We start from the raw sequence: 26,339 nt of genomic DNA on the forward strand, positions 1-26,339 counted from the left end.
GGACCTATCGCAGCCTGCGGCAGCGGCTACAGGGACATTGTCGTCCCCTCTGTAACAACAAATCCTGGTCAAGCCCTTGTGCAAATAGGCGGGTGAGTTAGCATCGCACCCCGAATTGCCGCGAGCGGGCCCATGGTGTCCGTATCTGCCGGTTTTCCAAGGGAAAACCGGCCGCGGGTTGGCCTCACAATAAAATGGGTTCAGGGGACTTGAAGATGAAGAAGTATCTCTCGATGCTGCTGCTCGGCGTCACGGCAATGGTGGCGGTCAATGCAGCCCAGGCTGGCGCCATCGATGATGCGGTCAAGCGCGGCACGCTGAAAGTCGGCATGGACCCGACCTACATGCCGTTCGAGATGACCAACAAGCGCGGCGAGATCATCGGTTTCGAGGTCGACATCCTCAAGGCCATGACCAAGGCCATGGGCGTTAAGCTGGAGTTGGTTTCCACCGGCTACGACGGGATCATCCCGGCCCTGCTGACCGACAAGTTCGACATGATCGGCAGCGGCATGACCCTGACCCAGGAGCGCAACCTGCGGCTGAACTTCAGCGAACCCTTCATCGTGGTCGGCCAGACCCTGCTGATCCGCAAGGAGCTGGAAGGCACCATCAAGTCCTATAAAGACCTGAACAGCGCCGACTACCGCATCACCTCCAAGCTGGGCACCACCGGCGAAATGGTCGCCAGGAAGCTGATCGCCAAGGCCAAGTACCACGGCTACGACAACGAGCAGGAAGCTGTGCTCGACGTGGTCAACGGCAAGGCCGACGCCTTCATCTACGACGCTCCGTACAACGTGGTGGCGCTGAGCAAGGTCGGCAACGGCAAGCTTACGTTCCTCGACAAGCCGTTCACCTACGAGCCCCTGGCGTTCGGCCTGAAGAAGGGTGACTACGACAGCCTCAACTTCATCAACAACTTCCTGCACCAGATCCACGAAGACGGCACCTACGATCGCATCCATGACAAGTGGTTCAAGAGCACCGAGTGGCTCAAGGACATGGAATAACACTCGGTCAGACAGACCGAGTCGCCCCATTCGCGGGCAAGCCTCGCTCCTACGTATTTCACGCAATCCCTGTAGGGGCGAGTCGGCTCGCGGTGGGGTCCTGATCGGCAACACCGAACCTCCCCGCTGCAAACGGCTGGAACCTGCAAAGTGATCAAACATAAAAAAGCCCAATGGCCCTGGCACGTACTGACCGTGCTGGTGCTGATCGGCCTGGCCGGCGCGTTGTACTACGCCACCTCGCTGATGTCTTACGAATGGCGCTGGAACCGCGTACCGCAGTATTTCGCCTACCAGGCCGAGGAATCGCAGCGGGCGGCGGACATCTCCACCGTCAGCGAAGTGGTACGCAAAGGCGGCAAGGCCGAGGTCACGCTGCGCAACGACGCGGGCGACGAGCAACAGCTGACGGTCGACGAGAACAGCCTGCAAGTCGCCCGTGGCGACGATGTGGCCGAAGGCGATGTGATCGGCGTGACCCGTCACTGGGCGGCCGGACCGCTGCTGCTGGGCCTGTGGACCACCTTGTGGCTGTCGGTGGTGTCCGGGGTGCTGGGCTTGTTCATCGGCCTGGCGACCGGGCTTTGCCGGCTGTCGAACAACCCGACCCTGCGCGACCTGTCGACCATTTACGTCGAACTGGTGCGCGGTACGCCGCTGCTGGTGCAGATCTTCATTTTCTATTTCTTCATCGGCACGGTGCTGAACCTGTCCCGCGAATTCGCCGGGATCGCCGCGCTGTCGCTGTTCACCGGTGCCTATGTGGCGGAAATCGTCCGCGCCGGCGTGCAGTCGATCGCCCGCGGCCAGAATGAAGCGGCCCGTTCCCTGGGCCTGAACGCCAGCCAGTCGATGCGCCATGTGGTATTGCCACAGGCCTTCAAGCGTGTGCTGCCGCCGCTGGCTGGGCAGTTCATCAGCCTGGTGAAAGACACCTCGCTGGTGTCGGTGATCGCCATCACCGAGCTGCTCAAGAGCGGACGAGAAGTCATCACCACCTCGTTTTCGCCGTTCGAGATCCTGTTCTGCGTGGCGGCCCTGTACCTGTTGATCAACCTGCCGCTGTCGAAGATGGCCAGCCGGCTTGAGCGGAGGCTCGCGCAAAGTGATTGAAGTTCGCGATCTGGTAAAAGTCTTCGACACCCGGGGCCAGGTGGTCCGCGCGGTGGATAACGTCACCACCCGCGTGGCCAAGGGCGAAGTGCTGGTGGTGATTGGTCCGTCCGGTTCCGGCAAGTCGACCTTCCTGCGTTGCCTCAACGGCCTGGAGCAGTTCGATTCCGGTTCGGTGAGCATCGACGGCCTGCAACTGGCCGATCCGAAGACCGATGTGAATGCCTATCGCCGCGAAGTCGGCATGGTGTTCCAGCACTTCAACCTGTTCCCGCACATGACCGTGCTGGAAAACCTCTGCCTGGCGCAGAAGGTGGTGCGCAAGCGTGGCAAGCAGGAGCGCGAGGCCAAGGCCCTGGCGTTGCTGGAGAAGGTCGGTATCGCGCAGAAGGCCAACGAATTCCCCTCGCGCCTCTCCGGCGGCCAGCAGCAGCGCGTGGCCATCGCCCGGGCGCTGGCCATGGAACCCAAGGTCATGCTGTTCGACGAGCCGACTTCGGCGCTGGACCCGGAAATGGTCGGCGAAGTGCTGGACGTGATGAAGACCTTGGCCCTGGAAGGCATGACCATGGTCTGCGTGACCCACGAAATGGGCTTCGCCCGGGAAGTGGCGGATCGGGTGCTGTTTTTCGATCACGGCAAACTGCTGGAAGACGCCTCGCCAGCGGCGTTCTTCGATGCGCCCCAAGACCCGCGGGCCCAGGCGTTTTTGCGTCAGGTCCTGTAACCCACCCCGATACCCTGCTTGGCAATACGCCCTGTAGCCGCTGCCGAAGGCTGCGATAAGGTCCGCAGGACCTTGGTTCCCGATCTCAGGCCGAACATCTGACGGCCTTGAGATCGCTGCGCCCCTTCAGGGCGATCGCAGCCTCGCGGGCTCGGCGGCGGCTACAGGGATCGCCGTCGTCCTGGCTCAGACCCGGAAGCGCCCGACCAGGGTCTGCAGATGGGTCCCCAGGCGCGCCAGCTCGACGCTGGAGGCCGCTGTCTCTTCACTGGCTGCCGAGGTCTGCTCGGACACGTCGCGCACGTTCAGCACGCTTCTGTTGATTTCCTCGGCCACCGCGCTCTGCTGTTCGGCCGCGGCGGCGATCTGCTGGTTCATCGCCTGGATCGCCGAGACGGTGCGGGTGATGTTTTCCAGCGAGCCGCCGGCGCGGCGGGTCAGTTCGACGCTGCTGTCGGTCAGGCTGCGGCTGTTGTCCATGATGTTGGCCACTTCCTGGGTGCCGTTCTGCAGGCCGACGATCAGTTCCTCGATCTCTTCGGTGGACTTCTGGGTGCGCTGCGCCAGGCTGCGTACCTCGTCGGCGACCACGGCGAAACCGCGGCCGGCTTCGCCCGCGCGGGCGGCTTCGATGGCGGCGTTGAGGGCCAGCAGGTTGGTCTGCTGGGCGACCGACTTGATCACGTCGAGCACGCTGCCGATCTTGTCGCTTTCCTGCTTCAGGTGGCCCATGGCCGCGGTGGAATTGCCAACCTCGGCGGCCAGGCGTTCGATCTGTGCGATCGCCTCGCCAACCACCTTGTCGCCTTCGCGGGCCTGCTGATCGGCAGCGACCGCCGCTTCCGAGGCTTCTTCGGCGTTGCGCGCGACTTCCTGGACCGTGGCGGCCATTTCATTCATGGCGGTGGCGACCTGGTCGGTCTCGACTTTCTGGCTGTTGACCCCGGCGCTGGTCTGTTCGGTCACCGCCGACAGCTGCTCGGCGGCGCTGGCAATCTGGGTGACACCATCGCTGATGCCGCCGATCAGCTCGCGCAGGCTCAGGGTCATGCGTTGCATGGCCCGTTGCAGCTGGCCGAGTTCGTCGCGCCGCTCGACCTGCAGGTTCTCGCTGAGATCGCCCGAGGCGACACGCTCGACCACCTTGAGGGTCTGGCGCAGCGGGATGACGATCTGCCGGGTGATGCTCCAGGCGGCGACCAGGCCGAACAACAGGGCCAGCGCGGTGACGATGGCCAGGGTGCTTCTGGCCTGGGCGGTGTCGCTGTCGCGTTTGTGAGTTTGCGCGGCGGTCAGTTGCTTGCTGACGTCCATCAGGCGGTCGCCCTGGGCCGCCATGCGTTTGAGGGCGGCGGCGCTGGCCACCTGGGAGTCGCGGAAGTCGCTGACCGCCGAGCGATAGCCTTTCAGGGCGTCGGTGGCCTGTTGCAGGTTGGCCAGGTGCTGTTCCGGCAGCTTGGCCGGCAGGCTGGCGAGGTTGTTCAGGGCATTGTCGATGGCGTCCAGCGCCGGCTGTTCGGCCTCGGCCTTGCCGCTGTAGGTGTAGCCGCGGACCTGGAAACGCGCCTGCTGGATCAGCTTGCTCAGGTCGATGACGCTATTGAACTGCGCCACGCTGTCGCCCTGCAGCATGGATTTCTCCACTTCGGCCACCCGGGCCACGGCGTTATCGGCGGTGGCGCCCAGTTTGGCGCGGGCGGCTTCACGGCTGGCGGTGGCGCGGGTCATGTCGGCGAAGGCCAGCTTGTACTCGCTGACGGCGGCGATCTGTTGGTCGATCATGGCGATGCTTTCAGGCATTTCCAGCATCTTGCGTGCGCGTTGCAAGCCTTCGTCGAGTTTGTTCAGCAGCTCGCTGACGGCCCCCGGCCCCTGCTCGCCACGGCGCATTTCATAGTCCAGGCGCGCGATGCGCAGGTCCTTGGTCAGCTCGTTGAGGGTGGAGATGTAGCCCAGCTTGTCGCCGCGCTCGATCACATTGCCCAGGCCCAGCCAGCCGGTCGCGGTGATCAGCAGGGTCAGTAGCAGCACCAGGCCGAAGCCAACGCCGAGTTTGAGGTTGACGCTCACATTTCCCAGACTCTGGGCTAACCAACGGTACATGCCGCGAACTCCCTTGGGCGATTAATAGGTTTTGTACCCAGGCTATCGGCTTGATCAGATAAATCTGAAGCAGAGCGAGGCTTGCCCGCGATGGCGCCGTGTCAGGCGCATCGCTATCGCGGGCCAGCCTCACTCCTACGGGAGTGGGGGCTAATCAGAAGAGGCGGGCGAGCAGGGCGGTGACGGCGGTTTCGACCCGCAGGATGCGTTCGCCGAGCTGCACCGGTTGCAGGCCGGACTTGCCCAGCAGGTCGATTTCGTAGGGGATCCAGCCGCCTTCCGGGCCGATGGCCAGGGTCACTGGCTCATCCAGGCCGCGAGGGCAGGCCGGGTACTGGCCGGGATGGCCGACCAGGCCGAGGGTACCTTCGACCAGCGCTGGCAGACGGTCTTCGACGAAAGGTTTGAAGCGTTTTTCGATGACCACTTCCGGCAGCACGCTGTCGCGGGCCTGTTCCAGGCCAAGAATCAGTTGCTCGCGAATCGCCTCGGGTTCGAGGAAAGGCGTTTGCCAGAAGCTTTTCTCGACCCGGTAGCTGTTCACCAGCACCAGCCGGGGCACACCCATGGCGGCGACGGTTTGCAGCACCCGGCGGAGCATTTTCGGACGGGGCAGGGCCAGCACCAGGGTCAGGGGCAGCTTGGTCGGCGGCGGCTGGTCGAGGCTGACTCGCAGTTCGGCTTCCCCGGGCTCCAGGCGCAGCAGTTCGGCCGAGCCCATCAGGCCGCCGATACGGCCGACCCGCAGGCTGTCGCCCACCGCGGCCCGATGGACTTCCTGCATGTGGGTCAGGCGGCGATCGCGCAGGATCACCCGGTCGGCCGCGATGAAGTCGGCCTCTTCAAGAAGCAGCAGGTTCACGCTTGGGTCGCTGGCGGCTGGTCGTTGTGATCTTCAGCCGGCTGGTCGTCCGGATGGTCGCCGCGCTTGCTGATCAGGCTGCCGAACAGGATGCCGATCTCGAACAGCAGCCACATCGGTACCGCCAGCAAGGTCTGGGAGAAAATGTCCGGCGGGGTCAGGATCATGCCGACCACGAAGCAGCCGATGATCACGTACGGGCGGATCTTCTTCAGGTAGGCGACGTTGACCACGCCGATCCACACCAGCAGCACCACCGCCACCGGGATCTCGAACGCCACGCCGAAGGCGAAGAACAGGGTCATGACGAAATCGAGGTAGCTGGTGATGTCGGTCATCATTTCCACGCCGGCCGGGGTGGCCGCGGCGAAGAACTTGAAGATCAGCGGGAACACCAGGAAGTAGGCGAAGGCCATGCCGATGTAGAACAACAGGATGCTGGAGACCAGCAGCGGTACGGCGATGCGCTTTTCATGCTTGTACAGGCCGGGGGCGATGAAACCCCAGATCTGGTGCAGGATCACCGGGATCGCCAGAAACAGCGAGACCATCATTGTCAGCTTGAGCGGGGTCAGGAACGGCGACGCCACGTCGGTGGCGATCATCGTTGCGCCCGCCGGCAGGTACTGGCGCAGCGGCGTGGAGACGATGGTGTAGATCTGCTGGGTGAAGGCGAACAGCCCGCCGAAGATCAGGAAGATCGCCGCCACGCAGCGCAGCAACCGGGTGCGCAACTCGGTGAGGTGCGACACCAGCGGCATATGTTGGTCGTTTTCCGGAATATCGCTCATGGGGCTCGCGGCGGCAAAGTAGGGTCGTGGGGGGCTGGCGTGACAGGCGTTGTCACGGGCGCAGCCGGTTCGGCCGGTGCAGTTGCGGCAGTGGGGCTCGCCGTGGTCGCGCTGGCTGGCGCTTCAGGCGCCGCGGCGGGCGCATGAATGCTCTGCTCGGCCACGGGCTCGACCGGTGTCGGCTGTTGCTGGGTCGGATTGAGGATCTTCCGCGCTTCCTGTTCCAGCGACAGAATGTGTTCGTTGTGCAGTTGCCGACGAATTTCATCGGCACCGATTTCCCGTTCAACTTCCTGCTTGATCGCATTGAAGCTGCGCTTCAAGCGGCCGATCCACAGGCCTGCCGTGCGCGCGGCGCCCGGCAGACGCTCGGGGCCGAGCACCAGCAGGGCCACCAGGCCGACGAGCAGCAGTTCAGAGAAGCTGATACCAAACATTAGTCAGTGCTCACGAGTCTTTGCGGGTCGGCTCTTCGACTTTTTGCGCCTGCACGTCGATGGTGTGCGGCTGGTTCAACGGAGCGCTTTGCGGCTGGACCGGCGGAGCAGGCTGGGCGGTCGGTGGCACGCCGGGTTCGGCGGGTTTTTCGTCGTCGTTCATGGCCTTGCGAAAGCCCTTGATCGATTCGCCGACGTCGGTGCCGAGGTTTTTCAGTTTCTTGGTGCCGAACACCAGCACCACGACAACCAGGATGACGATCCAGTGTTTCCAGTCAAAAATGCCCATGCTGCGTTTCCTCTCTAAATGATGTTCAGGCGGACGGACGCGAGGCTTTCTCGGCGTGTCCGGACAAACCGAAGCGCCGGTCCAGTTCATCGAGAACGGCCTGCGGATGCTGCCCCAGCTGGGCGAGCATGACCATGGTGTGGAACCACAGGTCGGCGGTTTCGTAGATCACATCGCTGCAGTCGCCGCTGTGGGCGGCGTCCTTGGCGGCGATGATGGTTTCCACCGATTCCTCGCCGACTTTTTCCAGAATCTTGTTCAGGCCCTTGTGGTACAGGCTGGCGACATAGGAAGTGTCGGCGGCGGCGCCTTTGCGCTCTTCCAGCACCTGGGCCAGACGGGTCAGGGTATCGCTCATGTTCAGTGTCCTGCTTGATAGATCGCGTGCGGGTCTTTGAGTACCGGATCGACCGTTTTCCAGTCGCCGTTTTCATAAACGCGGTAGAAGCAGCTCTGGCGGCCTGTATGGCAGGCAATGTCGCCGATCTGTTCGACCATCAGGATGATGACGTCGGCATCGCAGTCCAGGCGCATTTCATGGAGCTTTTGCACATGCCCGGACTCTTCTCCCTTGCGCCATAGCTTGCCACGCGAACGTGACCAGTAGATGGCACGGTTTTCGGCAGCGGTCAGGCTCAGCGCCTCGCGGTTCATCCAGGCCATCATCAGCACGCGCCCGGTCTTGTGATCCTGGGCGATGGCTGGCACCAGGCCGTCAGCGTCCCATTTGATCTCGTCCAGCCAATCTTTCATCTTCGACTCCGACAACAGGGCTCGACGCGCTCGTCGAGCCTCGGCGATGGGAAACAGTGTGCCAGCCGCTAGCCCGGCTGGCTATCGGCGCACGACCAGATACAAGCCCACGGCAATCATGATCCCAGCCGGCCAGTGACCCAGCCCGTTCAGCGGTCCGCCGGCCGCGAGGATCGCCCCACCGCCCAGGTGTGCCGCGCCGAGAAGACGCAGGAACCAGTCGTCCTTGCGCCGTTTCCAGGGGGGAGAAGGGTCCTGGGCATGGGGCTGGGACATGCGCTCGAGCAGGTCGCGGGTCATGTTGGCCAGGTGCGGCAGTTGCTCGACCTGGCTATGCAGGTTGCCCAGCAGGGCTTTGGGGCTGACGCGCTCGCGCATCCAGCGTTCGAGGAACGGCTGGGCGGTGTTCCACAGGTCCAGCTCCGGGTACAGCTGGCGGCCCAGGCCTTCGATGTTCAGCAGGGTCTTTTGCAGCAGCACCAGCTGCGGCTGCACTTCCATGTTGAAGCGGCGAGCGGTCTGGAACAGGCGCATCAGCACCTGGCCGAAGGAAATATCCTTTAACGGTTTTTCGAAGATCGGCTCGCACACGGTACGGATCGCCGCTTCGAATTCGTTGAGTTTGGTCTCTGCCGGCACCCAGCCCGAATCGATGTGCAACTGCGCCACGCGCCGGTAATCGCGCTTGAAGAACGCGAACAGGTTGCGGGCCAGGTAGTCCTGGTCTTCCGGGGTCAGGCTGCCGACGATGCCGCAGTCGATGGCAATGTACTGCGGGCTCCAGGGTTGCACGGTGCTGACGAAGATGTTGCCCGGGTGCATGTCGGCGTGGAAGAAACTGTCGCGGAACACCTGGGTGAAGAAGATCTCCACGCCGCGCTCGGCGAGCATTTTCATGTCGGTGCGCTGGTCGGCGAGGGTGGCCAGGTCGGTCACCTGGATCCCGTAGATGCGTTCCATGACCAGCACTTTCGGCCGGCACCAGTCCCAGTAGACCTGCGGCACGTAGAGCAGTGGCGAGCCTTCGAAGTTGCGCTTGAGCTGGCTGGCGTTGGCCGCTTCGCGCAACAGGTCGAGTTCGTCGTAGATGGTCTTCTCGTAATCGCTGACCACGTCCACCGGGTGCAGCAGGCGGGCGTCGGCCGAGACCTTCTCGGCGGCGCGGGCGAGGATGAACAGCCAGGCCAGATCCTGCGCGATGACCGGCTTGAGGCCCGGGCGGATGACCTTGACCACCACTTCTTCGCCGCTCTTGAGCTGGGCGGCATGGACTTGCGCCACCGAGGCGGAGGCCAGGGGCTCGATATCGAAGCGGCTGAACACCTCGCTGATTTTCTTGCCCAGTTGCTCCTCGATCAGCGCCACCGACTTCTTCGAGTCGAAGGGCGGTACGCGGTCCTGCAGCAGCATCAGCTCGTCGGCGATGTCTTCGGGCAGCAGGTCGCGGCGGGTCGAGAGAATCTGCCCGAACTTGATGAAGATCGGTCCCAGGTCCTGCAAGGCCAGGCGCAGGCGTGCGCCGCGGCTCAGTTCCAGCGGCTTGCGCGGGAACCAGCGCCAGGGCAAGGCGTAGCGCAGCGCCAGGAGGAACCAGGGCAGTGGCAGGGCGAACAGCAGGTCATCGAGGCGGTAGCGGATCACGACGCGCTGGATGCGCAACAAACGGCGGACGGCAAGCAGCTTCATGCGTTATCGCTTGGGTCAAGGGATCGGGAAAGGCGCTCGAAGCGCGCCTCGAGACGTTCCAGGTCGAGCTTGACCCGGTCCAGTTCGCTGAAACGGGCTTCGGCTTCGCGCTGGCCCACCAGGGTGCGCGACTCTTCGGCCAGGTATTCGGCAAGGTTCTGGTTCAGGCTGGCGAAACCCTGGCGGTACCAGCGCGCGCGGCTACGGATATGGCCGCTGAACAGCTGGGTGGCCACCGGGCCGAGCCAACGCGAGAGTTCGTATTCCCAGTCCAGCTCCAGGTCCTGGAGGACGGCCGCCAGTTCCAGCAGCACGCCGCTGTCGCCTTCCAGCTCGACCTCGGGACCGTGCAGCACCGCGGTCTTGTCCTGGCTCAGGGCCAGGCGCACCAGGCTCGAGGCCGGCGCCCGCAGGGTGCAGTCGGCGTCGGCGGCCCAATGCGCGGCGAGGGTCAGGCCCTCGTCGCCGGGAATGACGAACAACTGCACGCTCGGGCTGCGGCAATCGACGGCGATGACCTTGCCGTTCAAAGGCTGCAAGCGTGGCAAAGCCGTGCTGTCGAGACGCAGTACACGGTTGAGGCCGTGTTCGACGCTGGCGAGCAGGCCGCTGAACAACATCAGGGTTTGATGCCGCGGTGCAGGGCGACGATGCCCGCGGTCATGTTGTGGTAGGTCACGCGATCGAAACCGGCCTCGATCATCATCGACTTCAGGGTTTCCTGATTCGGGTGCATGCGGATCGATTCGGCCAGGTAGCGATAGCTTTCCGAGTCGTTGGTGATCAGCTTGCCGGCCAGTGGCATGAAGGCGAACGAGTAGGCGTCGTAGACCTTGGACATCAGGGCGTTGGTCGGCTTGGAGAATTCCAGCACCAGCAGGCGGCCACCGGGCTTGAGTACCCGCAGCATCGAGCGCAGGGCATCTTCCTTGTGGGTCACGTTGCGCAGGCCGAAGGCGATGGTCACGACGTCGAAATGGTTGTCCGGGAACGGCAGTTTCTCCGCGTCGGCCTGAACGAACTCGATGTTGCCGGCCACGCCCTTGTCGAGCAGGCGGTCGCGACCGACCTTGAGCATGGAAGCGTTGATGTCGGCCAGCACCACCTGGCCGGTAGGGCCCACCAGATGGGAAAACTTGCGGGTCAGGTCACCGGTGCCGCCGGCGATGTCCAGCACGCGATTGCCGGGGCGAACGCCGGACAATTCGATCGTGAAGCGTTTCCACAGGCGATGCATGCCACCGGACAGTACGTCGTTCATCAGGTCGTACTTGGCGGCTACCGAGTGGAACACCTCAGCGACTTTTTCCGCCTTCTGGCTTTCCGGAACGTTTTTGAAGCCGAAGTGAGTGGTGGGTTCGGCATCGCTGCCTTTGCGCTGATCAGTCATATCGCTGTCACCAAAAGAGAATGCGGGACATTCTAATCCCGGTGGCGGTCTTTGTCTTGGCAAGGCTGAATGTAAGATAGTGAAGCGCCGGGGCGTTTTGACGCAGCGCAGCTCAAGACGCTCAAGGCAAGTCCCGATAAATCAGGAGTCATTCAATGGCCCGTATAAGTGTTGAGCGTGCCCACGGCCTGGGTAAGGAGGCAGCCCGCGAAAAGGCTGACCAGTTGGCGCAGAAACTGGCCGATCAGTATGGCCTGGAGCCGCAATGGTCGGGCGATACCCTGAACCTCAAGCGTTCGGGGGTCAAAGGTGCGGTGCAGGTGGGCGACGATTCGATCAGGGTCGATGTCGAGCTGGGCCTGTTGATGTCCGCCATGAGCGGCATGATCAAGTCGGAAATCGAAAAGGCGCTGGATAAAGCCCTGGTCTGAGGCGCTTTCGCGGAAGTCGGCTTGCCGGCGATTTCGGGTGTTGTCATGACGCCTGGGAAAGCATCGCTGGCGAGCTGGTTTCTCCAATAATCGTCCACTCTTTTATGACATTGGTTAGGGTGCCGATTCTAATTTTTCTCACTACTTTGTGCCTGAGCCCACTTTCCTGCGGGCAGTTCCTCAAACCTTCTGCGCGTGAGGTGCACTATGGCCAAAGTAATTCTGAAGAAAAAAGTTGATGCCGCATCAACCACTCTGAGTGAAGTCAAATCCTATGCCCGCAAGATCTGGCTGGCAGGCCTGGGTGCCTACACCAAGGTTGGCCAGGAGGGCAGCGAGTACTTTCAAGAGCTCGTCAAAGCCGGTCAAACTATTGAAAAGAAAGGCAAAAAAGTTGTGACTGAACAACTTGAGGCCGCCAACAGTCAGATTGATAGCGTGAAGGGGGATGTCACCAGTCTCAGAGGCAAAGTCGAAGTGCAGCTGGATAAAGTCGAGAGGGCTTTTGACACGCGCGTCGCAAGTGCCTTGAATCGCATCGGCATTCCGTCTAAACATGACGTTGAGACACTCTCTGCTAAGCTCGATGAGCTGACGGCATTGCTCGAACGTGTCGCGCGTAAACATTAAGGAGAACGGGATGGCTGGTAAAAAGAATACTGAAAAAGAAGGCAGCTCGTGGATCGGGAAGGTCGAAGACTACTCCCGTAAAATCTGGCTTGCTGGTTTAGGCGTGTACTCGAAAATCGACACTGACGGCAGCAAGCTTTTCGAGTCGCTGGTCAAGGATGGCGAGAAAGCCGAGAAGCTCACCAAAAGCGCTGTCGGCAAGAAAGTCGACGCCGCCAAGGACTCCGCGAGCTCGGCAAAATCGCGCATCAGTGGCGTCAAGGACCGCGCGCTGGGCAAGTGGGACGAGCTGGAAGGTGCATTCGACAAACGCTTGAACAGTGCCATTTCGCGTCTGGGCGTGCCTAGCCGTAATGAAGTCAAGGCGCTGCACAGCAAGGTCGACACCCTGACCAAACAGATCGAAAAGCTCACAGGCGCCAAGGTGGCTCCGATCGCGGCCAAGACTGCAGCGGCCAAACCGGCGGCCAAGCCTCTGGCTAAAGCAGCGGCCAAGCCGGCAGCCAAGGCTCCGGCCAAGGCAGCAGCCAAGCCTGCGGCGAAACCGGCAGCCAAAACAGCGGCGGCCAAGCCGGCTGCAAAACCTGCCGCCAAGCCAGCGGCAAAACCAGCGGCCAAGCCCGCCGCGAAACCGGCAGCGAAAAAACCAGCAGTGAAGAAGCCGGCAGCACCCAAGGCCGCTGCACCGAAGCCTGCGGTTGCCGCCAAGCCGGCAGCACCGGTCAGCCCTGCGAATTCCGCAGTGGCGCCAACCCCTGCCGTCACCCCGACTGCCGCGCCAGCACCCGCGACGCCAACCAGTCAGTCCTGAGTTTTTCGGGGCATACAAAAACGCCCGGCCTGCAAAGGTCGGGCGTTTTTGTTCGTGGGGCTCTTGTGGCGCCGCTCAATCGTGCTCGTCGAGGTAGCGCAGGGCCATTTGCTCGGTGGCCAGTTTCGCCGGTGGCAGCAAGTGCGGCGCCACCAGCATCATGATCTGGTAGACCACCACCCGTACCTCGCCCTCGCGATCGAGAATGCGCTGATAGTCCAGCGAGAACAGCAGGGTCATGGTGATCTGTTCCACCAGTTGCCCCAGTGCCTGGGTATCGCTGACCAGTTGGCCCGAAGCCTTGAGCCTGGCCAGCAGCGAGGCCAGGGTGCGCTTCAGGGCGTTGAGCAGGTTGCGAATTCCCTTGGCCAGCTTCGGCAGGCGTCCGGCCAGGTTGGACAGGTCCTGGAACAGGAAGCGGTAGTGCGCCAGGCGCTCGACGATCAGGTGCAGGAACAGCCAGTAGTCTTCGGGAGCCAGGTGCACATCGGCGGGCGGATCGAGCAGGGGCGCCAGCTCATTCTGAAAGCGCTCGAACAACCCGAGGACCAGCGGCTCCTTGCCGTGAAAGTGGTAGTAGAGGTTGCCGGGGCTGATCCCCATTTCGTTGGCAACTTCCATGGTCGAGACATTGGGTTCGCCCTTGTGATTGAACAGCTGCAGGGCACATTCGAGTATCCGGTCGCGGGTTTTCATCCAGTCTTCTTGGTTGTTCAGTCAGGCCGCGACCCCTAGGGCCGCGGCGCGGGGAAATTCAGCGGACGCGCACGTAGGTGCCAGGCGCCGCCTCCATCGGTGGGTAGTTCTGGTTGCCCAGGGTCATCAGGGTTTCGCGCTGGGCGCCGGAACGCTGCTGGATCCACTCCAGCCATTGCGTCCACCAACTGCCGTCGACGTGCTTGGCGTCGTAGTACCAGGCCCGCGGGTCGCTGCTGAGCTTGCCGTTTTCGACGTAGTTGGCCTTGGGGTTGCTCGGCGGGTTGAGGATGCTCTGCACATGCCCGCTGTTGGACAGCACGAAGCGCTTGTCGCCGCCCAGCAGCAGGGTTGAGCGATACACCGCATCCCAAGGGGTGATGTGGTCGTTGATGCCGGCGACGCTGAAGCTGTCGACCGTGACCTTTTGCAGGTCGATTGGCGTGCCGCACACTTCCAGGCCCCCGGGATGAGTCATCGGGTTGTGCTTGAAGAAATCCAGCAGATCGCCATGAAAGGCAGCCGGCAGCCGGGTGTTGTCGTTGTTCCAGTAGAGGATGTCGAACGCGGGCGGCTCCTTGCCCAGCAAGTAGTTGTTGACCCAGTAATTCCAGATCAGGTCGTTGGGCCGCATCCAGGCGAACACCTTGGCCATGTCACGACCGTCAAGCACGCCGCGTTGATAGGAGCGGCGCTTGGCTGCCTCCAGGGTCTGTTCGTCGGCGAACAGGGTCGCCGGGCTGTCCAGCTGGCTATCCAGCAGGCTGACCAGGTAGGTGGAGCTGGCGACCCGGCGCAGTTGTCGCTTGGCTTGCAGGTGGCCTTGCAGGGCGGCAATGGTCAGGCCGCCGGCACAGGCACCCATCAGGTTCACGTCACGACTGCCGGTGATCGCCCGGCAGGCATTCATGGCTTCCTCCACGGCCTCGACATAGCTCGACAGGCCCCATTCACGATGCCGGACATCGGGGTTGCGCCAACTGATCATGAAGGTCTGCAGGCCGTTTTTCAGGGCGAACTGCACGAAGCTGTTGGTGGGGCTGAGGTCGAAGATATAGAACTTGTTGATCTGCGGCGGCACTACCAGCAGGGGCCGGGCGTACTGTTTTTCACTCATCGGCTTGTACTGGATCAGTTCCAGCAGCTCGTTGCGAAACACCACCGAACCGGGAGTGGTGGCCAGGCTCCTGCCGACCTCGAAGGCCTGTTTGGTGACCTGGCTGGGCAGGCCGTTGTTATGCAGCAGGTCGTCGACCAGATGACTGATGCCGCGGATCACGCTGTTGCCGCCGGAGTTGAAGATTTCCTTGATCGCCAGCGGATTGAGCAGGGTGTTGGACGGTGCCACCGCATCGTTGAGCAAGTTGAAGGCAAAGTGCGCGCGGGCCCGGTCGTCCGCGCTCATGCCGCTGTCGTCGATCCAGCTTTTGATCTGTTTCTGCCAGCTGAGATAGGCCTGCAGGCCGCGTCGGTAAAACGGGTTCAGGCTCCAGGTCGGATCGGAGAACCGGTTGTCCTGGGGGTTGGGTTTGTGCAGTGTTTCGCCCAGCAGTACACGGCCCAATTGGCCACCTAGCGCCAAGGCATGGCGCGCGCTGTGTACCGGGTTACGCAGGCCGTAAGTGGCCACGCTGCGCAGAGTCGACAACAAGTCACGGCCACGCAGGCCGGTGATGGCACTCTGGGCAGTGATGTAGGTGGCGGGCGTGGGCAACGAGCCCGCCGTTGGTTTGTCTCGCATGCTTCAACACTCCTTCGTCAAGCCATCAACAAGCACACCAAGACAAACACCATAGTCGGTCCTGAACCATCCTGCGCGCGCGACGATCCTGTCGGCAGACGCTTTTTGCTACGCACCGCTGAACGGCGTCGGATGCGGGTGCATCACTGCCCGTTGTCGTTCCTCCTCGAGGAATTTCATGATGATCGGCGCCACGGCCTCGGCCCGGGTAATCAGGAACAGATGCCCGTCGTCGATGATGTGTAGCTGGGCATTGGGAATTCGCCACGCCAGCATGCGCATGTTGATCAGTGGGATCAGCGGGTCGTCGTCGCCGGCCAGCACCAGGGTCGGCTGATGGATCTTGTGCAGCCAGTGGATGCTGGTCCAGCCGAGGCCGGCGAACAATTGCCAGTAGTAGCCCAGCTTGCCCGCCGAGCGGACCTTGCTGGCATGTTCGGCGGCGAGGTTGGGATCACGGCGGAACGAGCCGCCGTAGATCAGGGGGGCGATGCGGATCACATGGGAGGGCTGGATGTAGCGCCGTGGGCTGGCCATCATCCACAGCACCTTGGGTTTGCCCGGCACCATGAAGGCGCCCGCGGCGGTGGCGGCCAGCACCAGTTTCTTGCAGCGTTCGGGGTAGTCGTAGGCGAACTGCTGGGCCAGTGCCCCGCCCCAGGACACCCCGACCACATTGACCTGCCCATAGTCGAGGTAATCGAGCATGCGCGCGGTCAGCTTGGCCAGGCCGGGAAACCGGTAGGGGCGACTCGGCGTCGAGGAGCCACCAACGCCCGGTACGTCGAAGGCGATGACTTCCAGGTCCGGGTCCAGAGCCTGGACGAATGGAAACACCAGCTCCAGGTTGGCGCCGATACCATTGAAGATCAGCAAGGGTGTCAAGTGAGGCTTGCCTGGGCGTACCGCGGTGCGGATGGTCTGGCCATCCAGGTCGACGGTGCGAAAGATGAACGGTTGAGGCATGCCTTGGCCCTGTTGGTGGAATCGTTGCCTGTAGGGGGGAGTCGCTTGCGCAGCAGCATGCTCGCAAGCGGCTCGATCCTACAGGCTTGCTATCGGTTAACGTTCATGGACATAAGTACCCGGCGCCGCCTCGGCCGCTGGATACGCCTTGTTGCCGAGAATGCTCGGCGTCTTTTTCAGTTTGCCCGAACGCTCCGCCTGCCAGGCCTGCCAGTGCAGCCACCAGGAGTCGGTGTGCTTGGTCGAGTTTTCCTGCCAGGCGTCGGCGCTGGACGGCATCTCTTCGCTGGTCATGTAGCGCGACTTGGGGTTGCCCGGCGGATTCAGGATGCTCTGGATATGCCCGCTGCTGGAGAGGACGAATTCGACCTTGCCGCCGAACAGTTGGGCCGACTTGTAGCAGGACTTCCACGGGGTGATGTGGTCGTTGGTACCGGCCAGGGAGAAGATGTCGGTGGTGACCTGCTTCAGGTCGATCGGCGTGCCGCACACTTCCAGTGCATTGGGGCGGATCAGCGGATTGTTTTTGAACATTTCGATCAGGTCGCCGTGGAAGGCCGCGGGCAATCGGGTGGTGTCGTTGTTCCAGAACAGGATGTCGAACACCGGCGGCTCGTTGCCCAGCAGGTAGTTGTTCACCCAGTAGTTCCAGATCAAGTCGTTGGGCCGCATCCAGGCGAAGACCTTGGCCATGTCGCGGCCCTCCAGCACGCCGGCCTGATAGGAGTGACGCTTGGCGGCCTCCAGGGTCTGCTCGTCGACGAACAGCGCCACCTGGGTATCGAGGGTGGTATCGAGCACGCTGACCAGCAGGGTCAGGGCATTGACCTTCTTCTCGCCCAAGGCTGCGTAGTGCCCCAGCAGCGCGGTGCAGGTGATGCCGCCGGAGCAGGCACCGAGCATGTTCACGTCCTTGCTGCCGGTAATGGCAGTGACCACATCGACCGCTTCTTTCAGCGCTTCGATGTAGGTCGACAGGCCCCACTCGCGCTGCGCCTTGGTCGGGTTGCGCCAACTGACGATAAAGGTCTGCACGCCATTGCGCAGGCAGAAGCGCGCCAGGCTCTTGTCCGGGCTGAGGTCGAAGATATAGAACTTGTTGATCTGTGGCGGGACCACCAGCAGCGGGCGCTCGTGCACCTGTTCGGTTACCGGGCGGTACTGGATCAGTTCCAGCACGTCGTTGCGAAACACCACTGCGCCTTCACTGGTGCCCAGGTTCTTGCCGATCTCGAAGGCGTCCATGTTGACCTGGCTCGGCATGCCGCCGTTGTGCACCAGGTCCTTGGCCAGATGGGAGAGGCCATCGAGCAGGCTTTTACCGCCGGTTTCGAAGAAGCGCTTGACCGCCGCGGGGTTGGCGGCGGTGTTGGTCGGCGCCATGGCTTCGGTCATCAGGTTGATGACGAAGTGGCCGCGACTGATGTCCTGTTCGGAGAGGTTGCTCTGGCCGATCCAGTCGTGAAGCTCCTTGCGCCACGCCAGGTAGGTTTGCAGATAACGCTTGTACAGTGGGTTCTGGCTCCAGGCCGGATCGTTGAAGCGACGGTCATCGCTCTCCGGCTGCAGCGTCGATTTTCCGAATATCACGTTCTTCAATTCGACGCCGAAATGGGCCACATGTTTGGCGCTGTGCAGCGGTTGTCTGATGGCCTGGGTCAGCACCATACGAGCAGAGGTAAGCAGATCTTTCCGACGTAAACCGATGACAGGATTCAGGCCCAGAGTGTTTTCCGAGGCTTGGCGTTTCAGGTCATCGTTATTCTTGTTACTCATCTACGACGCTCCATTGTCCTGAGACGAGTACCGGACCTGCTGTGTAGTCACACAGCAAAAATGCCAGGTACTACTGCTCGGGTGACCGTTGATTCTGCATTACTGCTTTTTTGTTCAGAGAACACTGCAGGGAACTTGCCAGCTCCATTGGTTACCCGAGTTTAATTTTTTTCGCAAGCAGGCCAATCGTTGGCCATGCAGCCCAGCATTCAAACAGATGAATCTAGAAAATGCCCTCTAAAGCTTCAGAGGTCTGATCTAGAGCATCAGCTTGACGATAGACTCATTTGGATCGCGGGACTTTCCGGCTGCTTGAAGTTCGGCAAGATAATCCTTCCACAGATCGTCCTGACGCACCGCCAACTGGTACAGGTAGTCCCAGGTGAACAGGCCGCTGTCATGCCCGTCGTCGAAGGTCAATTTCAGTGCGTACTGACCGGCCGGTTCGACCTTGGTCAGGCCGACGCCCATCTTGCCAAATTGCAGGATGGGTTTGCCGTGGCCCTGGACCTCGGCGGAGGGGGAGTGCACCCGCAGGAATTCGGCGGGCAGGTGATAGACCTCGTCTGGCGCGTAGGTCAGCGTCAGGGTCTTCGAGGCTTTGTGCAGGTTGATGGCGGTGGGAAGTCGAGTGGTCATGGGGCAGCCTGCGGTCCGTCTGTACAAGGAATCCCCGCGGCAGCGAGCTTGCTCGCTGCCGCGGGAACGTGCTCGTTACAGGATATAACGGGACAGGTCTTCGTTCTGCGCCAATTCGCCCAGGTGGCTGTTGACGTAGGCGGCGTCGATGCGGATCGGCTCTTCGTTGTGGGCGCTGGCCAGGTCGCCGGCGCTGAACGACACCTCTTCGAGCAAGCGCTCGAGCAGGGTGTGCAGGCGACGGGCACCAATGTTCTCGGTCTTCTCGTTGACCTGCCAGGCGATCTCCGCCAGGCGCTTGATACCGTCCGCCTGGAACTCGATGACCAAGCCTTCGGTTTTCAGCAGCTCGCGGTATTGCTCGGTCAGGGAGGCGTGAGGCTCGCTGAGAATCCGCTCGAAGTCTTCCGGCGACAGCGCCTTGAGCTCGACGCGGATCGGCAGGCGGCCTTGCAGCTCGGGCACCAGGTCGCTTGGCTTGCTCAGGTGGAACGCGCCGGAAGCGATGAACAGGATGTGGTCGGTCTTGACCATGCCCAGCTTGGTGTTGACGGTGCAGCCCTCGATCAGCGGCAGCAGGTCGCGCTGGACGCCTTCGCGAGAGACGTCGACGCCACCGGAGTTACCGCGCTTGGCAACCTTGTCGATTTCGTCGATGAACACGATGCCGTGCTGTTCGACCGCTTCAAGGGCCTTGGCCTTGAGTTCTTCATCGTTGACCAGGCGGCTGGCTTCTTCGTCGCGGATCAGCTTGAGCGCGTCCTTGATCTTGAGCTTGCGGTTCTTGCGCTGGCCCTTGCCCATGTTGGCGAAGAGGCTCTGCAGCTGGTTGGTCATCTCTTCCATGCCCGGTGGCGCGGAAATGTCGACGCCGCTGACTTCAGCCACTTCGATCTCGATTTCCTTGTCGTCCAGCTGGCCTTCACGCAAGCGCTTGCGGAACAGCTGGCGGGTGTTGGAGTCCTGGGCCGGGGCGGCGTCCTCGTTGCTGAAGCCCATGCGCGCCGGCGGCAGCAGGGCATCGAGGATGCGTTCTTCGGCGGCGTCTTCGGCGCGATGGCGCACGCGGGTCATTTCCTGTTCGCGGAACAGTTTGATCGCGGCATCGGCCAGGTCGCGGATGATCGATTCAACGTCACGGCCGACATAACCGACTTCGGTGAACTTGGTCGCTTCGACCTTGATGAACGGAGCGTTAGCCAGCTTGGCCAGGCGCCGGGCGATCTCGGTCTTGCCGACGCCAGTCGGGCCGATCATCAGGATGTTCTTCGGGGTCACTTCGACACGCAGCTCTTCAGGCAGCTGCATGCGGCGCCAGCGGTTACGCAGCGCGATGGCGACGGCGCGCTTGGCATCGTCCTGGCCGATGATATGGCGGTTGAGTTCGTGGACGATTTCGCGGGGGGTCATGGGCATAGTAATTGGCGGTCCTCAAGCAAGAATGAATGCCGTGGCGCGATGGCCGAAACAGGCTTATTCCGCGAGATCCTGCTCCTCAATGGTCTGGGTGTGGTTGGTGAATACGCAGATGTCGCCGGCGATGCCCAAGGCGGTTTCGACGATTTCGCGGGCCGACAGGTCGGTTTTCTTCAGCAGGGCGCTGGCCGCGGCCTGGGCGTAGGCGCCGCCGGAGCCCATGGCGATCAGGCCGTCTTCCGGCTCGACCACGTCACCGTTGCCGGTGATGATCAAGGAGGCGTCCTTGTTGGCGACCGCGAGCATGGCTTCGAGGCGGCTGAGGGAGCGATCGGTACGCCATTCCTTGGCCAGTTCGACGGCGGCGCGTACCAGATGCCCCTGATGCTTCTCAAGCTGGCCTTCGAAGCGTTCGAACAGGGTGAAGGCGTCAGCGGTGGCCCCGGCAAAGCCGGCGATGACCTGGCCGTGATACAGGCGACGAACCTTTTTTGCGTTGCCTTTCATCACGGTGTTGCCGAGGGAAACCTGGCCGTCGCCGCCCATGACGACTTTGCCGTGGCGGCGGACTGAAACGATGGTGGTCAAGGGGAGAGTCTCCACGCTGCGGGGCGAAAATGCCCTGATGGGAACTCATATGGGGGTGACGCGGGTTTTTTCAACTGCGCTGGGGGTTGTGGGACGAGCGGTCTTTGCTGCTGGGGGAGGCGGTGTCAATGAGGACGTCATCGCGAGCAAGCTCGCTCCTACAGGTTTGACGCAGGCCTTGTAGGAGCGAGCTTGCTCGCGATCGGTCGTTTTAGCGGCTCTGGCGCTGTTGTAACAGCAGGTTGCTGAAGCCGGCGCCGGCCAGTTGCTTCTGCGCGGTGGTCAGCTGTTCGCGGTTGCTGAACGGGCCGACCAGTACGCGGTACCAGGTCTCGTCCTTGACGGTGCCGGACTCGACGGACACCGATTGCCCCAGCAGGATGATCTGCGCGCGGACCTTGTCGGCATCGGTCTGCTTGCGGAACGAACCGGCCTGCAGGAAGAACCTGGTCACCGGCGCGGCCTTCGCTACCTGCGCCACCGGTGGTGCGGGCGGCGGGGTGATGCCGGCCAGGGCCGCCTGGGCCCGCGCGGTGTCGATCTTCGCCGCTTCCGCCGGGGTTACCGGCGTGGTCGGAACCACCGGCGCGGTCTGCGGCGTTGGCAGGGTTTTTTCCGGCACCGCTTCCGGCGGCACTATCACTTCCGATTCCGGCAGCAGGGTGTAGAAGTCGTACTTCGGCTTCACCGGTTGCTGCGGGCTCGGCGGGGTCTTGTTGGCCTCGGCGATCTTGGTGGTTTTCTGTTGCTCCAGCCGCTCGCGCTTGACGCTGTCACCGCCCTTGCCCGGCTCCAGCTTCATCAGGAACACGATGAAGGCGCCCACGGCCAGGCCGATGGCCATCCACAACCAACCCGGGATCGGTTGCTTCGCAGGAGCTTGGTAACGGCTGGCGCCACGCTTGGGTGCAGGTTTTTTCTTGGCAGCCAACTTACATTTGCTCCAGAACTTTCAGGCCCAGCAATTCCAGACCTTGCTTGAGGGTACGACGGGTCAGCTCGGTGAGGCGCAAGCGACTCTGCATCTGCGTCGGCGATTCGGCACTGAGGATCGGGCAGTTCTCGTAGAAGCTGGAGAACAGCCCGGCCACGTCGTACAGGTAAGTGCACAGGATGTGCGGCGTACCCTTGTCGGCCACGTTGTTCAGCACTTCGCCGAACTGCGCCAGCTTGGCCGCCAGCTCCAGTTCCTGGGCGGCTTCGAGGGTGATCTGGCCCTGCACTTCGCTGAAGTCCTTGCCCAGCTTGCGGAACACACCGGCGGCGCGGGTGTAGGCGTACAGCAGGTAAGGCGCGGTGTTGCCTTCGAAGTTCAGCATCAGGTCGAAGTTGAAGCTGTAGTCGCTGGTGCGGTGCTTGGACAGGTCGGCGTATTTCACCGAGTCGATGCCCACCACCTTGGCGATGTTGCGCAGATCGGCCTCGGCCAGCTCCGGGTTCTTTTCCTTGACCAGGCTGTAGGCGCGCTCTTCGGCTTCGGTCAGCAGGTCGATCAGCTTCACGGTGCCGCCGTCGCGGGTCTTGAACGGACGGCCGTCGGCGCCGTTCATGGTGCCGAAGCCCATGTGCTCCATGTCCATCGGGTGGGTCACGAAGCCGGCCTTGCGGGCCACCGCGAACACTTGCTGGAAGTGCAGGGCCTGGCGCTGGTCGACGAAGTACAGCGCGCGGTCGGCCTTGAGCTTGCCGCTACGGTAGCGCACGGCCGCCAGGTCGGTGGTGGCGTACAGGTAGCCGCCGTCGGCCTTGACGATGATCACCGGCAGCGGCTCGCCTTCGGCGTTCTTGAACTCGTCGAGGAACACGCACTGGGCGCCGTTGCTCTCGACCAGCATGCCCTTGGCCTTGAGGTCGTTGACCACGTTGATCAGGTCGTCGTTGTAGGCGCTTTCGCCCATCACGTCGGCCATGGTCAGTTTGACGTTCAGCAGTTCGTAGATCTTCTGGCAGTGGGACAGGGAGATGTCCTTGAACTTGGTCCACAGCTCCAGGCAGTCCGCGTCACCGGCCTGCAGCTTGACCACCAGGCCGCGGGCACGGTCGGCGAACTCTTCGGATTCGTCGAAGCGCTGCTTGGCGGCGCGGTAGAAGTTTTCCAGGTCCGACAGCTCGTCGCTGTTGATCGGGTTTTCCTGCAGGTAGGCCATCAGCATGCCGAACTGGGTACCCCAGTCGCCCACATGGTTCTGGCGGATCACGGTATCGCCGAGAAACTCCAGGACCCGCGCCACGCCGTCGCCAATGATGGTCGAGCGCAGGTGGCCGACGTGCATCTCTTTGGCCAGGTTCGGTGCCGACAGGTCGACCACGGTGCGCTGCAACGCGCCGGCCTTGCGCACGCCGAGGTGGGCGTCGGCGAGGGCGGCATCCAGGCGGGTGGCCAGGGCCTGGGTGTTCTGGAAGAAGTTGATGAATCCGGGGCCAGCGATCTCGGCCTTGCTGACCTGTTCGTCGGCGGGCAGGGCGGCGATGATTTTTTCCGCCAGGTCGCGTGGTTTCATGCCGGCCGGCTTGGCCAGCATCATGGCGATGTTGCTGGCGAAGTCGCCGTGGGTCTTGTCGCGGGAGTTTTCTACCTGGATCGCCGGCGTCAGGCCTTCTGGCAACACACCTTCGGTGACGAGTTGGGTGATGGCTTGCTGGATGAGCTGGCGAATGGTGTCTTTCATGGTCTTCTCTTTCAACCGCTGGCGCGGCGGCGCTTCGATGCGCAGGTGGAAAAACTGGGCATTATCCGTTGCGAAGACGGGCTTGCCAACTATAGCGGGCCGCTTGTGGATATGCGGTGGCTATTCGGGCCACATCGCGGGCAAGCCTCGCTTACAGAGGTGTGCTTGCCTGAGATGGCCGTTCTTCTATCAATACAGGTCCACAGGGTCAACATCCAGCGACCAGCGTACCTGGCGCCCGCTGGGCATCTGTTCCAGCACCAGCAGCCAGTGACTCAACAGCTTGTGCAGCGGCGCCCGCGCATTGGCCTGTAACAGCAGTTGCGCGCGATAACGCCCGGCGCGGCGCTCCATGGGCGCCGGTACCGGCCCCAGCAATTCGATACCGCCCAGGTTCATCTCGGCTAGCAAGCGCTCGGCCTCGCTGCAGGCTTCGTCGAGGAAGCCTTCGGCCTGTCCCGGCTTGTGCGCCTCGGCGCGCAGCAGCGCCAGATGGGCGAACGGCGGCAGGCCGGCGGCGCGGCGTTCGCTCAAGGCCTGTTCGGCAAAGGCGAAGTAACCCTGCTCGGTCAGCTGCACCAGCAGCGGATGGTCGGCCAGGTGGGTCTGAATGATCACCTTGCCCGGCTCTTCGGCCCGCCCGGCCCGTCCGGCGACCTGGACGATCAGCTGCGCCATGCGTTCGCTGGCGCGGAAGTCGCCGGAGAACAGGCCGCCGTCGGCATCGAGGATCGAGACCAGGGTCACCCGCGGGAAGTGGTGCCCCTTGGCGAGCATCTGGGTGCCCACGAGGATGCAGGGCTGGCCCTTCTGGATAGTGGCGAACAACTGGTTCATTGCGTCCTTGCGCGAGGTGCTATCACGATCGACCCGCAGCACCGGGTAGTCCGGGAACAGGATTGCCAGCCGCTCCTCGGCGCGCTCGGTGCCGGCGCCGACCGGGCGCAGGTCGACCTTGCCGCATTTCGGGCAATGTCGCGGCACGCGCTCGGAGTGACCACAGTGGTGGCAGCGCAGCTCGCCGTAGCGCTGGTGCACGGTCATCCGCGCGTCGCAGCGTTCGCACTCGGACATCCAGCCGCAGTCGTGGCACAGCAGGGTCGGCGCGAAACCACGGCGATTGAGGAACACCAGCACCTGCTGGCCTGCCGCCAGGGTCTGGCCGATGGCTTGTTGCATGGGGCCGGAAATGCCACTGTCCAGCGGCCGGCTCTTCACATCCAGGCGCAGGAAGCGCGGCTGCTTGGCGCCGCCGGCCCGCTCGTTCAGCCGCAGCAGGCCATAACGGCCGGTGTAGGCGTTGTGCAGGCTTTCCATCGACGGGGTGGCGGAGCCCAGCACGATAGGAATGTTTTCCTGGCGGGCGCGGACCAGGGCCAGGTCGCGGGCGTGGTAGCGCAGGCCTTCCTGCTGTTTATAGGAGCCGTCGTGTTCTTCATCGATGATGATCAGCCCGGGGTTCTTCATCGGCGTGAACAGTGCCGAGCGGGTGCCGATAATAATGTCGGCCTCGCCGTCGCGGGCCGCCAGCCAGGCATCCAGGCGCTCGCGGTCGTTGACCGCCGAGTGCAGCAGGGCGATGCGGGCGTTGAAACGTTGTTCGAAGCGCGCCAGGGTCTGCGGGCCGAGGTTGATTTCCGGGATCAGCACCAGCGCCTGCTTGCCGGCTTCCAGGGTTTCGTGGATCAGCTGCAGATAGACTTCGGTCTTGCCGCTGCCGGTGACCCCGGCCAGCAGGAAGGCGTGATAGCTGTCGAAGCCGGAGCGGATGGCCTCATAGGCGGCGCGCTGTTCGCTGTTGAGCGGCAGTTCCGGCTGGGCCAGCCAATGTTCATGGCGTTCGCCCGGGGCGTGCCGACGGACTTCCACCTGCACTAGCTCCTTGGCCAGCAACAGGTCCAGGCTGTCTTTGCTCAGCATCAGCTTGCTCAGCAATTGGTGGGCGACGCCGTGAGGGTGCTGGGCCAGGGTCGCCAGGGCTTCGCGCTGGCGTGGGGCGCGGGCGATGCGTGGGTCGTCGAGACTGGCGCCGGGGCTGACCGACCAGAAGCGTTCCTGCCGGGCCTCGGCCGGCTCGCCCTGGCGCAGCAGGACCGGCAGCGCCCAGCTCAGGGTGTCGCCGAGGCTGTGCTGGTAGTACTGCGCGGTCCACAGGCACAGCTTGAACAGCGCGGGCGGCAGCGGCGGGGTGGCGTCCAGCAGGGCCAGTGCCGGTTTGAGTTTCTCGGCCGGGACTTCGCTGCTGTCCGTGACCTCGACCAGGATGCCGATCATTTCCCGGCGACCGAACGGCACTCGCAGGCGCATGCCCGGATGCAGCTGGGTGCGCAGTACGCCGGCAGGGGCCCGGTAATCGAACAGGCGGCGCAGGGGGGAGGGCAGGGCGAGGCGCAAAATGGCGTCGGGCACGCGGGGAAATCTCATTGAACGGGCGGTGAAGAAGGCCCGGAGCCTAGCAGACGGTCGGTGCAAGGGACAGCTTGCGTGATCGCAAAGGTCTGGTAGAATCCGCGGCCTAATTACGTGCGGTATTCAACAATAGTGTTGGGTGGCGGCACGCTAGCCTGAGGAAGACACCATGAAAGCCGATATCCATCCAGAATACCCAGCAGTTGCCGTAACCTGCAGCTGCGGCAACAAGTTCGAAACTCGTTCGACCTTCGCTAAGCCGCTGGCGATCGACGTTTGCAACGAATGCCACCCGTTCTACACCGGTAAGCAGAAGACTCTGGATACCGGCGGCCGCGTTCAGAAGTTCGCCGACCGTTTCGGCGCTTTCGGCGCGAAAAAGGCCTAAGGCTGATCAGTCTGG

The 26,339-nt window shown here is 62.8% G+C and carries 27 protein-coding genes; 7 read left to right on the forward strand and 20 right to left on the reverse strand.

Going from position 1 to position 26,339, the window contains the following annotated elements; all coding sequences use genetic code 11:
• Nucleotides 1-215 precede the first annotated feature (215 nt).
• The 3 genes from BM019_RS17175 (at nucleotide 216) to BM019_RS17185 (ending at nucleotide 2,853) form a co-directional block, all read left to right on the forward strand.
• Nucleotides 216-1,013 (forward strand): transporter substrate-binding domain-containing protein, encoded by a 798-nt coding sequence (locus BM019_RS17175; protein WP_009041799.1) that lies wholly within the window; start codon nucleotides 216-218, stop codon nucleotides 1,011-1,013.
• Nucleotides 1,014-1,163: 150 nt separating this feature from the next.
• Nucleotides 1,164-2,126, forward strand: a complete 963-nt coding sequence (locus BM019_RS17180) for an amino acid ABC transporter permease (RefSeq protein ID WP_092418998.1) — start codon at nucleotides 1,164-1,166, stop codon at nucleotides 2,124-2,126.
• Nucleotides 2,119-2,853: an amino acid ABC transporter ATP-binding protein gene (locus BM019_RS17185; RefSeq protein ID WP_085533503.1), complete on the forward strand. Its 735-nt coding sequence runs from the start codon at nucleotides 2,119-2,121 to the stop codon at nucleotides 2,851-2,853. Before BM019_RS17180 ends, BM019_RS17185 begins: the two co-directional genes overlap by 8 nt.
• A gap of 186 nt (nucleotides 2,854-3,039) precedes the next feature.
• Here the strand turns inward: BM019_RS17185 and BM019_RS17190 are convergent, their stop codons facing one another.
• The 10 genes from BM019_RS17190 to ubiE all read right to left on the reverse strand — a co-directional run bounded on the left by BM019_RS17190 (nucleotide 3,040) and on the right by ubiE (nucleotide 11,164).
• The gene (locus tag BM019_RS17190) at nucleotides 3,040-4,956 is read right to left on the reverse strand and encodes a methyl-accepting chemotaxis protein (protein WP_092419000.1); all 1,917 of its coding nucleotides are present in this window, start codon (nucleotides 4,954-4,956) and stop codon (nucleotides 3,040-3,042) included.
• A gap of 154 nt (nucleotides 4,957-5,110) precedes the next feature.
• Nucleotides 5,111-5,818, reverse strand: coding sequence for a 16S rRNA (uracil(1498)-N(3))-methyltransferase (locus BM019_RS17195; RefSeq protein WP_009041803.1), 708 nt, complete (start codon nucleotides 5,816-5,818; stop codon nucleotides 5,111-5,113).
• A complete protein-coding gene (gene tatC, locus BM019_RS17200; protein ID WP_053259344.1) occupies nucleotides 5,815-6,609 on the reverse strand; it encodes a twin-arginine translocase subunit TatC in 795 nt (264 codons plus the stop codon). The genes BM019_RS17195 and tatC overlap by 4 nt, the downstream gene beginning before the upstream one ends.
• The gene (tatB, locus tag BM019_RS17205; protein ID WP_009041805.1) at nucleotides 6,606-7,046 is read right to left on the reverse strand and encodes a Sec-independent protein translocase protein TatB; all 441 of its coding nucleotides are present in this window, start codon (nucleotides 7,044-7,046) and stop codon (nucleotides 6,606-6,608) included. The genes tatC and tatB overlap by 4 nt, the downstream gene beginning before the upstream one ends.
• A 10-nt stretch (nucleotides 7,047-7,056) precedes the next feature.
• Nucleotides 7,057-7,335, reverse strand: coding sequence for a twin-arginine translocase TatA/TatE family subunit (locus tag BM019_RS17210; RefSeq protein ID WP_007925884.1), 279 nt, complete (start codon nucleotides 7,333-7,335; stop codon nucleotides 7,057-7,059).
• Nucleotides 7,336-7,360: 25 nt separating this feature from the next.
• A complete protein-coding gene (locus tag BM019_RS17215; RefSeq protein WP_007925883.1) occupies nucleotides 7,361-7,693 on the reverse strand; it encodes a phosphoribosyl-ATP diphosphatase in 333 nt (110 codons plus the stop codon).
• Between the two features lie 2 nt (nucleotides 7,694-7,695).
• The gene (hisI, locus tag BM019_RS17220; protein ID WP_007925882.1) at nucleotides 7,696-8,088 is read right to left on the reverse strand and encodes a phosphoribosyl-AMP cyclohydrolase; all 393 of its coding nucleotides are present in this window, start codon (nucleotides 8,086-8,088) and stop codon (nucleotides 7,696-7,698) included.
• A gap of 81 nt (nucleotides 8,089-8,169) precedes the next feature.
• A complete protein-coding gene (gene ubiB / locus BM019_RS17225; protein ID WP_009041806.1) occupies nucleotides 8,170-9,774 on the reverse strand; it encodes a ubiquinone biosynthesis regulatory protein kinase UbiB in 1,605 nt (534 codons plus the stop codon).
• Nucleotides 9,771-10,394, reverse strand: a complete 624-nt coding sequence (locus tag BM019_RS17230) for a ubiquinone biosynthesis accessory factor UbiJ (protein WP_009041807.1) — start codon at nucleotides 10,392-10,394, stop codon at nucleotides 9,771-9,773. Before BM019_RS17230 ends, ubiB begins: the two co-directional genes overlap by 4 nt.
• Entirely contained in the window at nucleotides 10,394-11,164 is a 771-nt protein-coding gene (gene ubiE / locus BM019_RS17235) for a bifunctional demethylmenaquinone methyltransferase/2-methoxy-6-polyprenyl-1,4-benzoquinol methylase UbiE (RefSeq protein ID WP_009041808.1), read from the reverse strand. Before ubiE ends, BM019_RS17230 begins: the two co-directional genes overlap by 1 nt.
• Nucleotides 11,165-11,319: 155 nt before the next feature.
• Between ubiE and BM019_RS17240 the strand changes: the two genes are divergently transcribed.
• The 3 genes from BM019_RS17240 to BM019_RS17250 all read left to right on the forward strand — a co-directional run bounded on the left by BM019_RS17240 (nucleotide 11,320) and on the right by BM019_RS17250 (nucleotide 13,036).
• Entirely contained in the window at nucleotides 11,320-11,595 is a 276-nt protein-coding gene (locus BM019_RS17240; protein ID WP_007925878.1) for a polyhydroxyalkanoic acid system family protein, read from the forward strand.
• A gap of 207 nt (nucleotides 11,596-11,802) precedes the next feature.
• Complete coding sequence (locus BM019_RS17245) at nucleotides 11,803-12,225, forward strand: phasin family protein (RefSeq protein WP_009041809.1); 423 nt, start codon at nucleotides 11,803-11,805, stop codon at nucleotides 12,223-12,225.
• 10 nt (nucleotides 12,226-12,235) lie between these two features.
• Entirely contained in the window at nucleotides 12,236-13,036 is an 801-nt protein-coding gene (locus BM019_RS17250) for a phasin family protein (protein ID WP_062823915.1), read from the forward strand.
• Between the two features lie 75 nt (nucleotides 13,037-13,111).
• On the opposite strand, the gene BM019_RS17255 is transcribed toward BM019_RS17250, so the two are convergent.
• The 10 genes from BM019_RS17255 to BM019_RS17300 form a co-directional block, all read right to left on the reverse strand.
• Entirely contained in the window at nucleotides 13,112-13,732 is a 621-nt protein-coding gene (locus BM019_RS17255; protein ID WP_009041811.1) for a TetR/AcrR family transcriptional regulator, read from the reverse strand.
• 58 nt (nucleotides 13,733-13,790) lie between these two features.
• Nucleotides 13,791-15,473, reverse strand: a complete 1,683-nt coding sequence (gene phaC, locus BM019_RS17260; protein WP_009041812.1) for a class II poly(R)-hydroxyalkanoic acid synthase — start codon at nucleotides 15,471-15,473, stop codon at nucleotides 13,791-13,793.
• A gap of 108 nt (nucleotides 15,474-15,581) precedes the next feature.
• On the reverse strand, nucleotides 15,582-16,439 hold the full coding sequence (phaZ, locus tag BM019_RS17265) for a poly(3-hydroxyalkanoate) depolymerase (protein ID WP_092419002.1): 858 nt from the start codon (nucleotides 16,437-16,439) through the stop codon (nucleotides 15,582-15,584).
• A 96-nt stretch (nucleotides 16,440-16,535) separates the two neighbouring features.
• Nucleotides 16,536-18,215, reverse strand: coding sequence for a class II poly(R)-hydroxyalkanoic acid synthase (gene phaC, locus BM019_RS17270; RefSeq protein WP_009041813.1), 1,680 nt, complete (start codon nucleotides 18,213-18,215; stop codon nucleotides 16,536-16,538).
• A 258-nt stretch (nucleotides 18,216-18,473) separates the two neighbouring features.
• Nucleotides 18,474-18,854: a gamma-butyrobetaine hydroxylase family protein gene (locus BM019_RS17275; protein ID WP_092419004.1), complete on the reverse strand. Its 381-nt coding sequence runs from the start codon at nucleotides 18,852-18,854 to the stop codon at nucleotides 18,474-18,476.
• Between the two features lie 75 nt (nucleotides 18,855-18,929).
• Nucleotides 18,930-20,270 (reverse strand): ATP-dependent protease ATPase subunit HslU, encoded by a 1,341-nt coding sequence (gene hslU / locus BM019_RS17280; protein WP_007925868.1) that lies wholly within the window; start codon nucleotides 20,268-20,270, stop codon nucleotides 18,930-18,932.
• A gap of 57 nt (nucleotides 20,271-20,327) precedes the next feature.
• Entirely contained in the window at nucleotides 20,328-20,858 is a 531-nt protein-coding gene (gene hslV / locus BM019_RS17285) for an ATP-dependent protease subunit HslV (protein ID WP_003186641.1), read from the reverse strand.
• A 211-nt stretch (nucleotides 20,859-21,069) separates the two neighbouring features.
• Nucleotides 21,070-21,789 carry an SPOR domain-containing protein gene (locus tag BM019_RS17290; RefSeq protein WP_007925864.1) on the reverse strand — a complete coding sequence of 240 codons (720 nt, stop codon included), beginning with the start codon at nucleotides 21,787-21,789 and terminating at the stop codon, nucleotides 21,070-21,072.
• Nucleotide 21,790: 1 nt separating this feature from the next.
• Nucleotides 21,791-23,527, reverse strand: a complete 1,737-nt coding sequence (argS, locus tag BM019_RS17295; RefSeq protein WP_092419006.1) for an arginine--tRNA ligase — start codon at nucleotides 23,525-23,527, stop codon at nucleotides 21,791-21,793.
• A 189-nt stretch (nucleotides 23,528-23,716) separates the two neighbouring features.
• Nucleotides 23,717-25,936: a primosomal protein N' gene (locus BM019_RS17300; RefSeq protein ID WP_092419008.1), complete on the reverse strand. Its 2,220-nt coding sequence runs from the start codon at nucleotides 25,934-25,936 to the stop codon at nucleotides 23,717-23,719.
• A gap of 169 nt (nucleotides 25,937-26,105) precedes the next feature.
• On the opposite strand from BM019_RS17300, the gene rpmE reads away from it, so the two are divergent.
• Nucleotides 26,106-26,324: a 50S ribosomal protein L31 gene (gene rpmE / locus BM019_RS17305; RefSeq protein ID WP_007925855.1), complete on the forward strand. Its 219-nt coding sequence runs from the start codon at nucleotides 26,106-26,108 to the stop codon at nucleotides 26,322-26,324.
• The last annotated feature ends 15 nt before the right edge of the window (nucleotides 26,325-26,339 follow it).

Origin of the sequence: Pseudomonas sp. NFPP07 (assembly GCF_900115645.1) — a bacterium.
Taxonomy (GTDB): Bacteria; Pseudomonadota; Gammaproteobacteria; order Pseudomonadales; family Pseudomonadaceae; genus Aquipseudomonas; species Aquipseudomonas chlororaphis.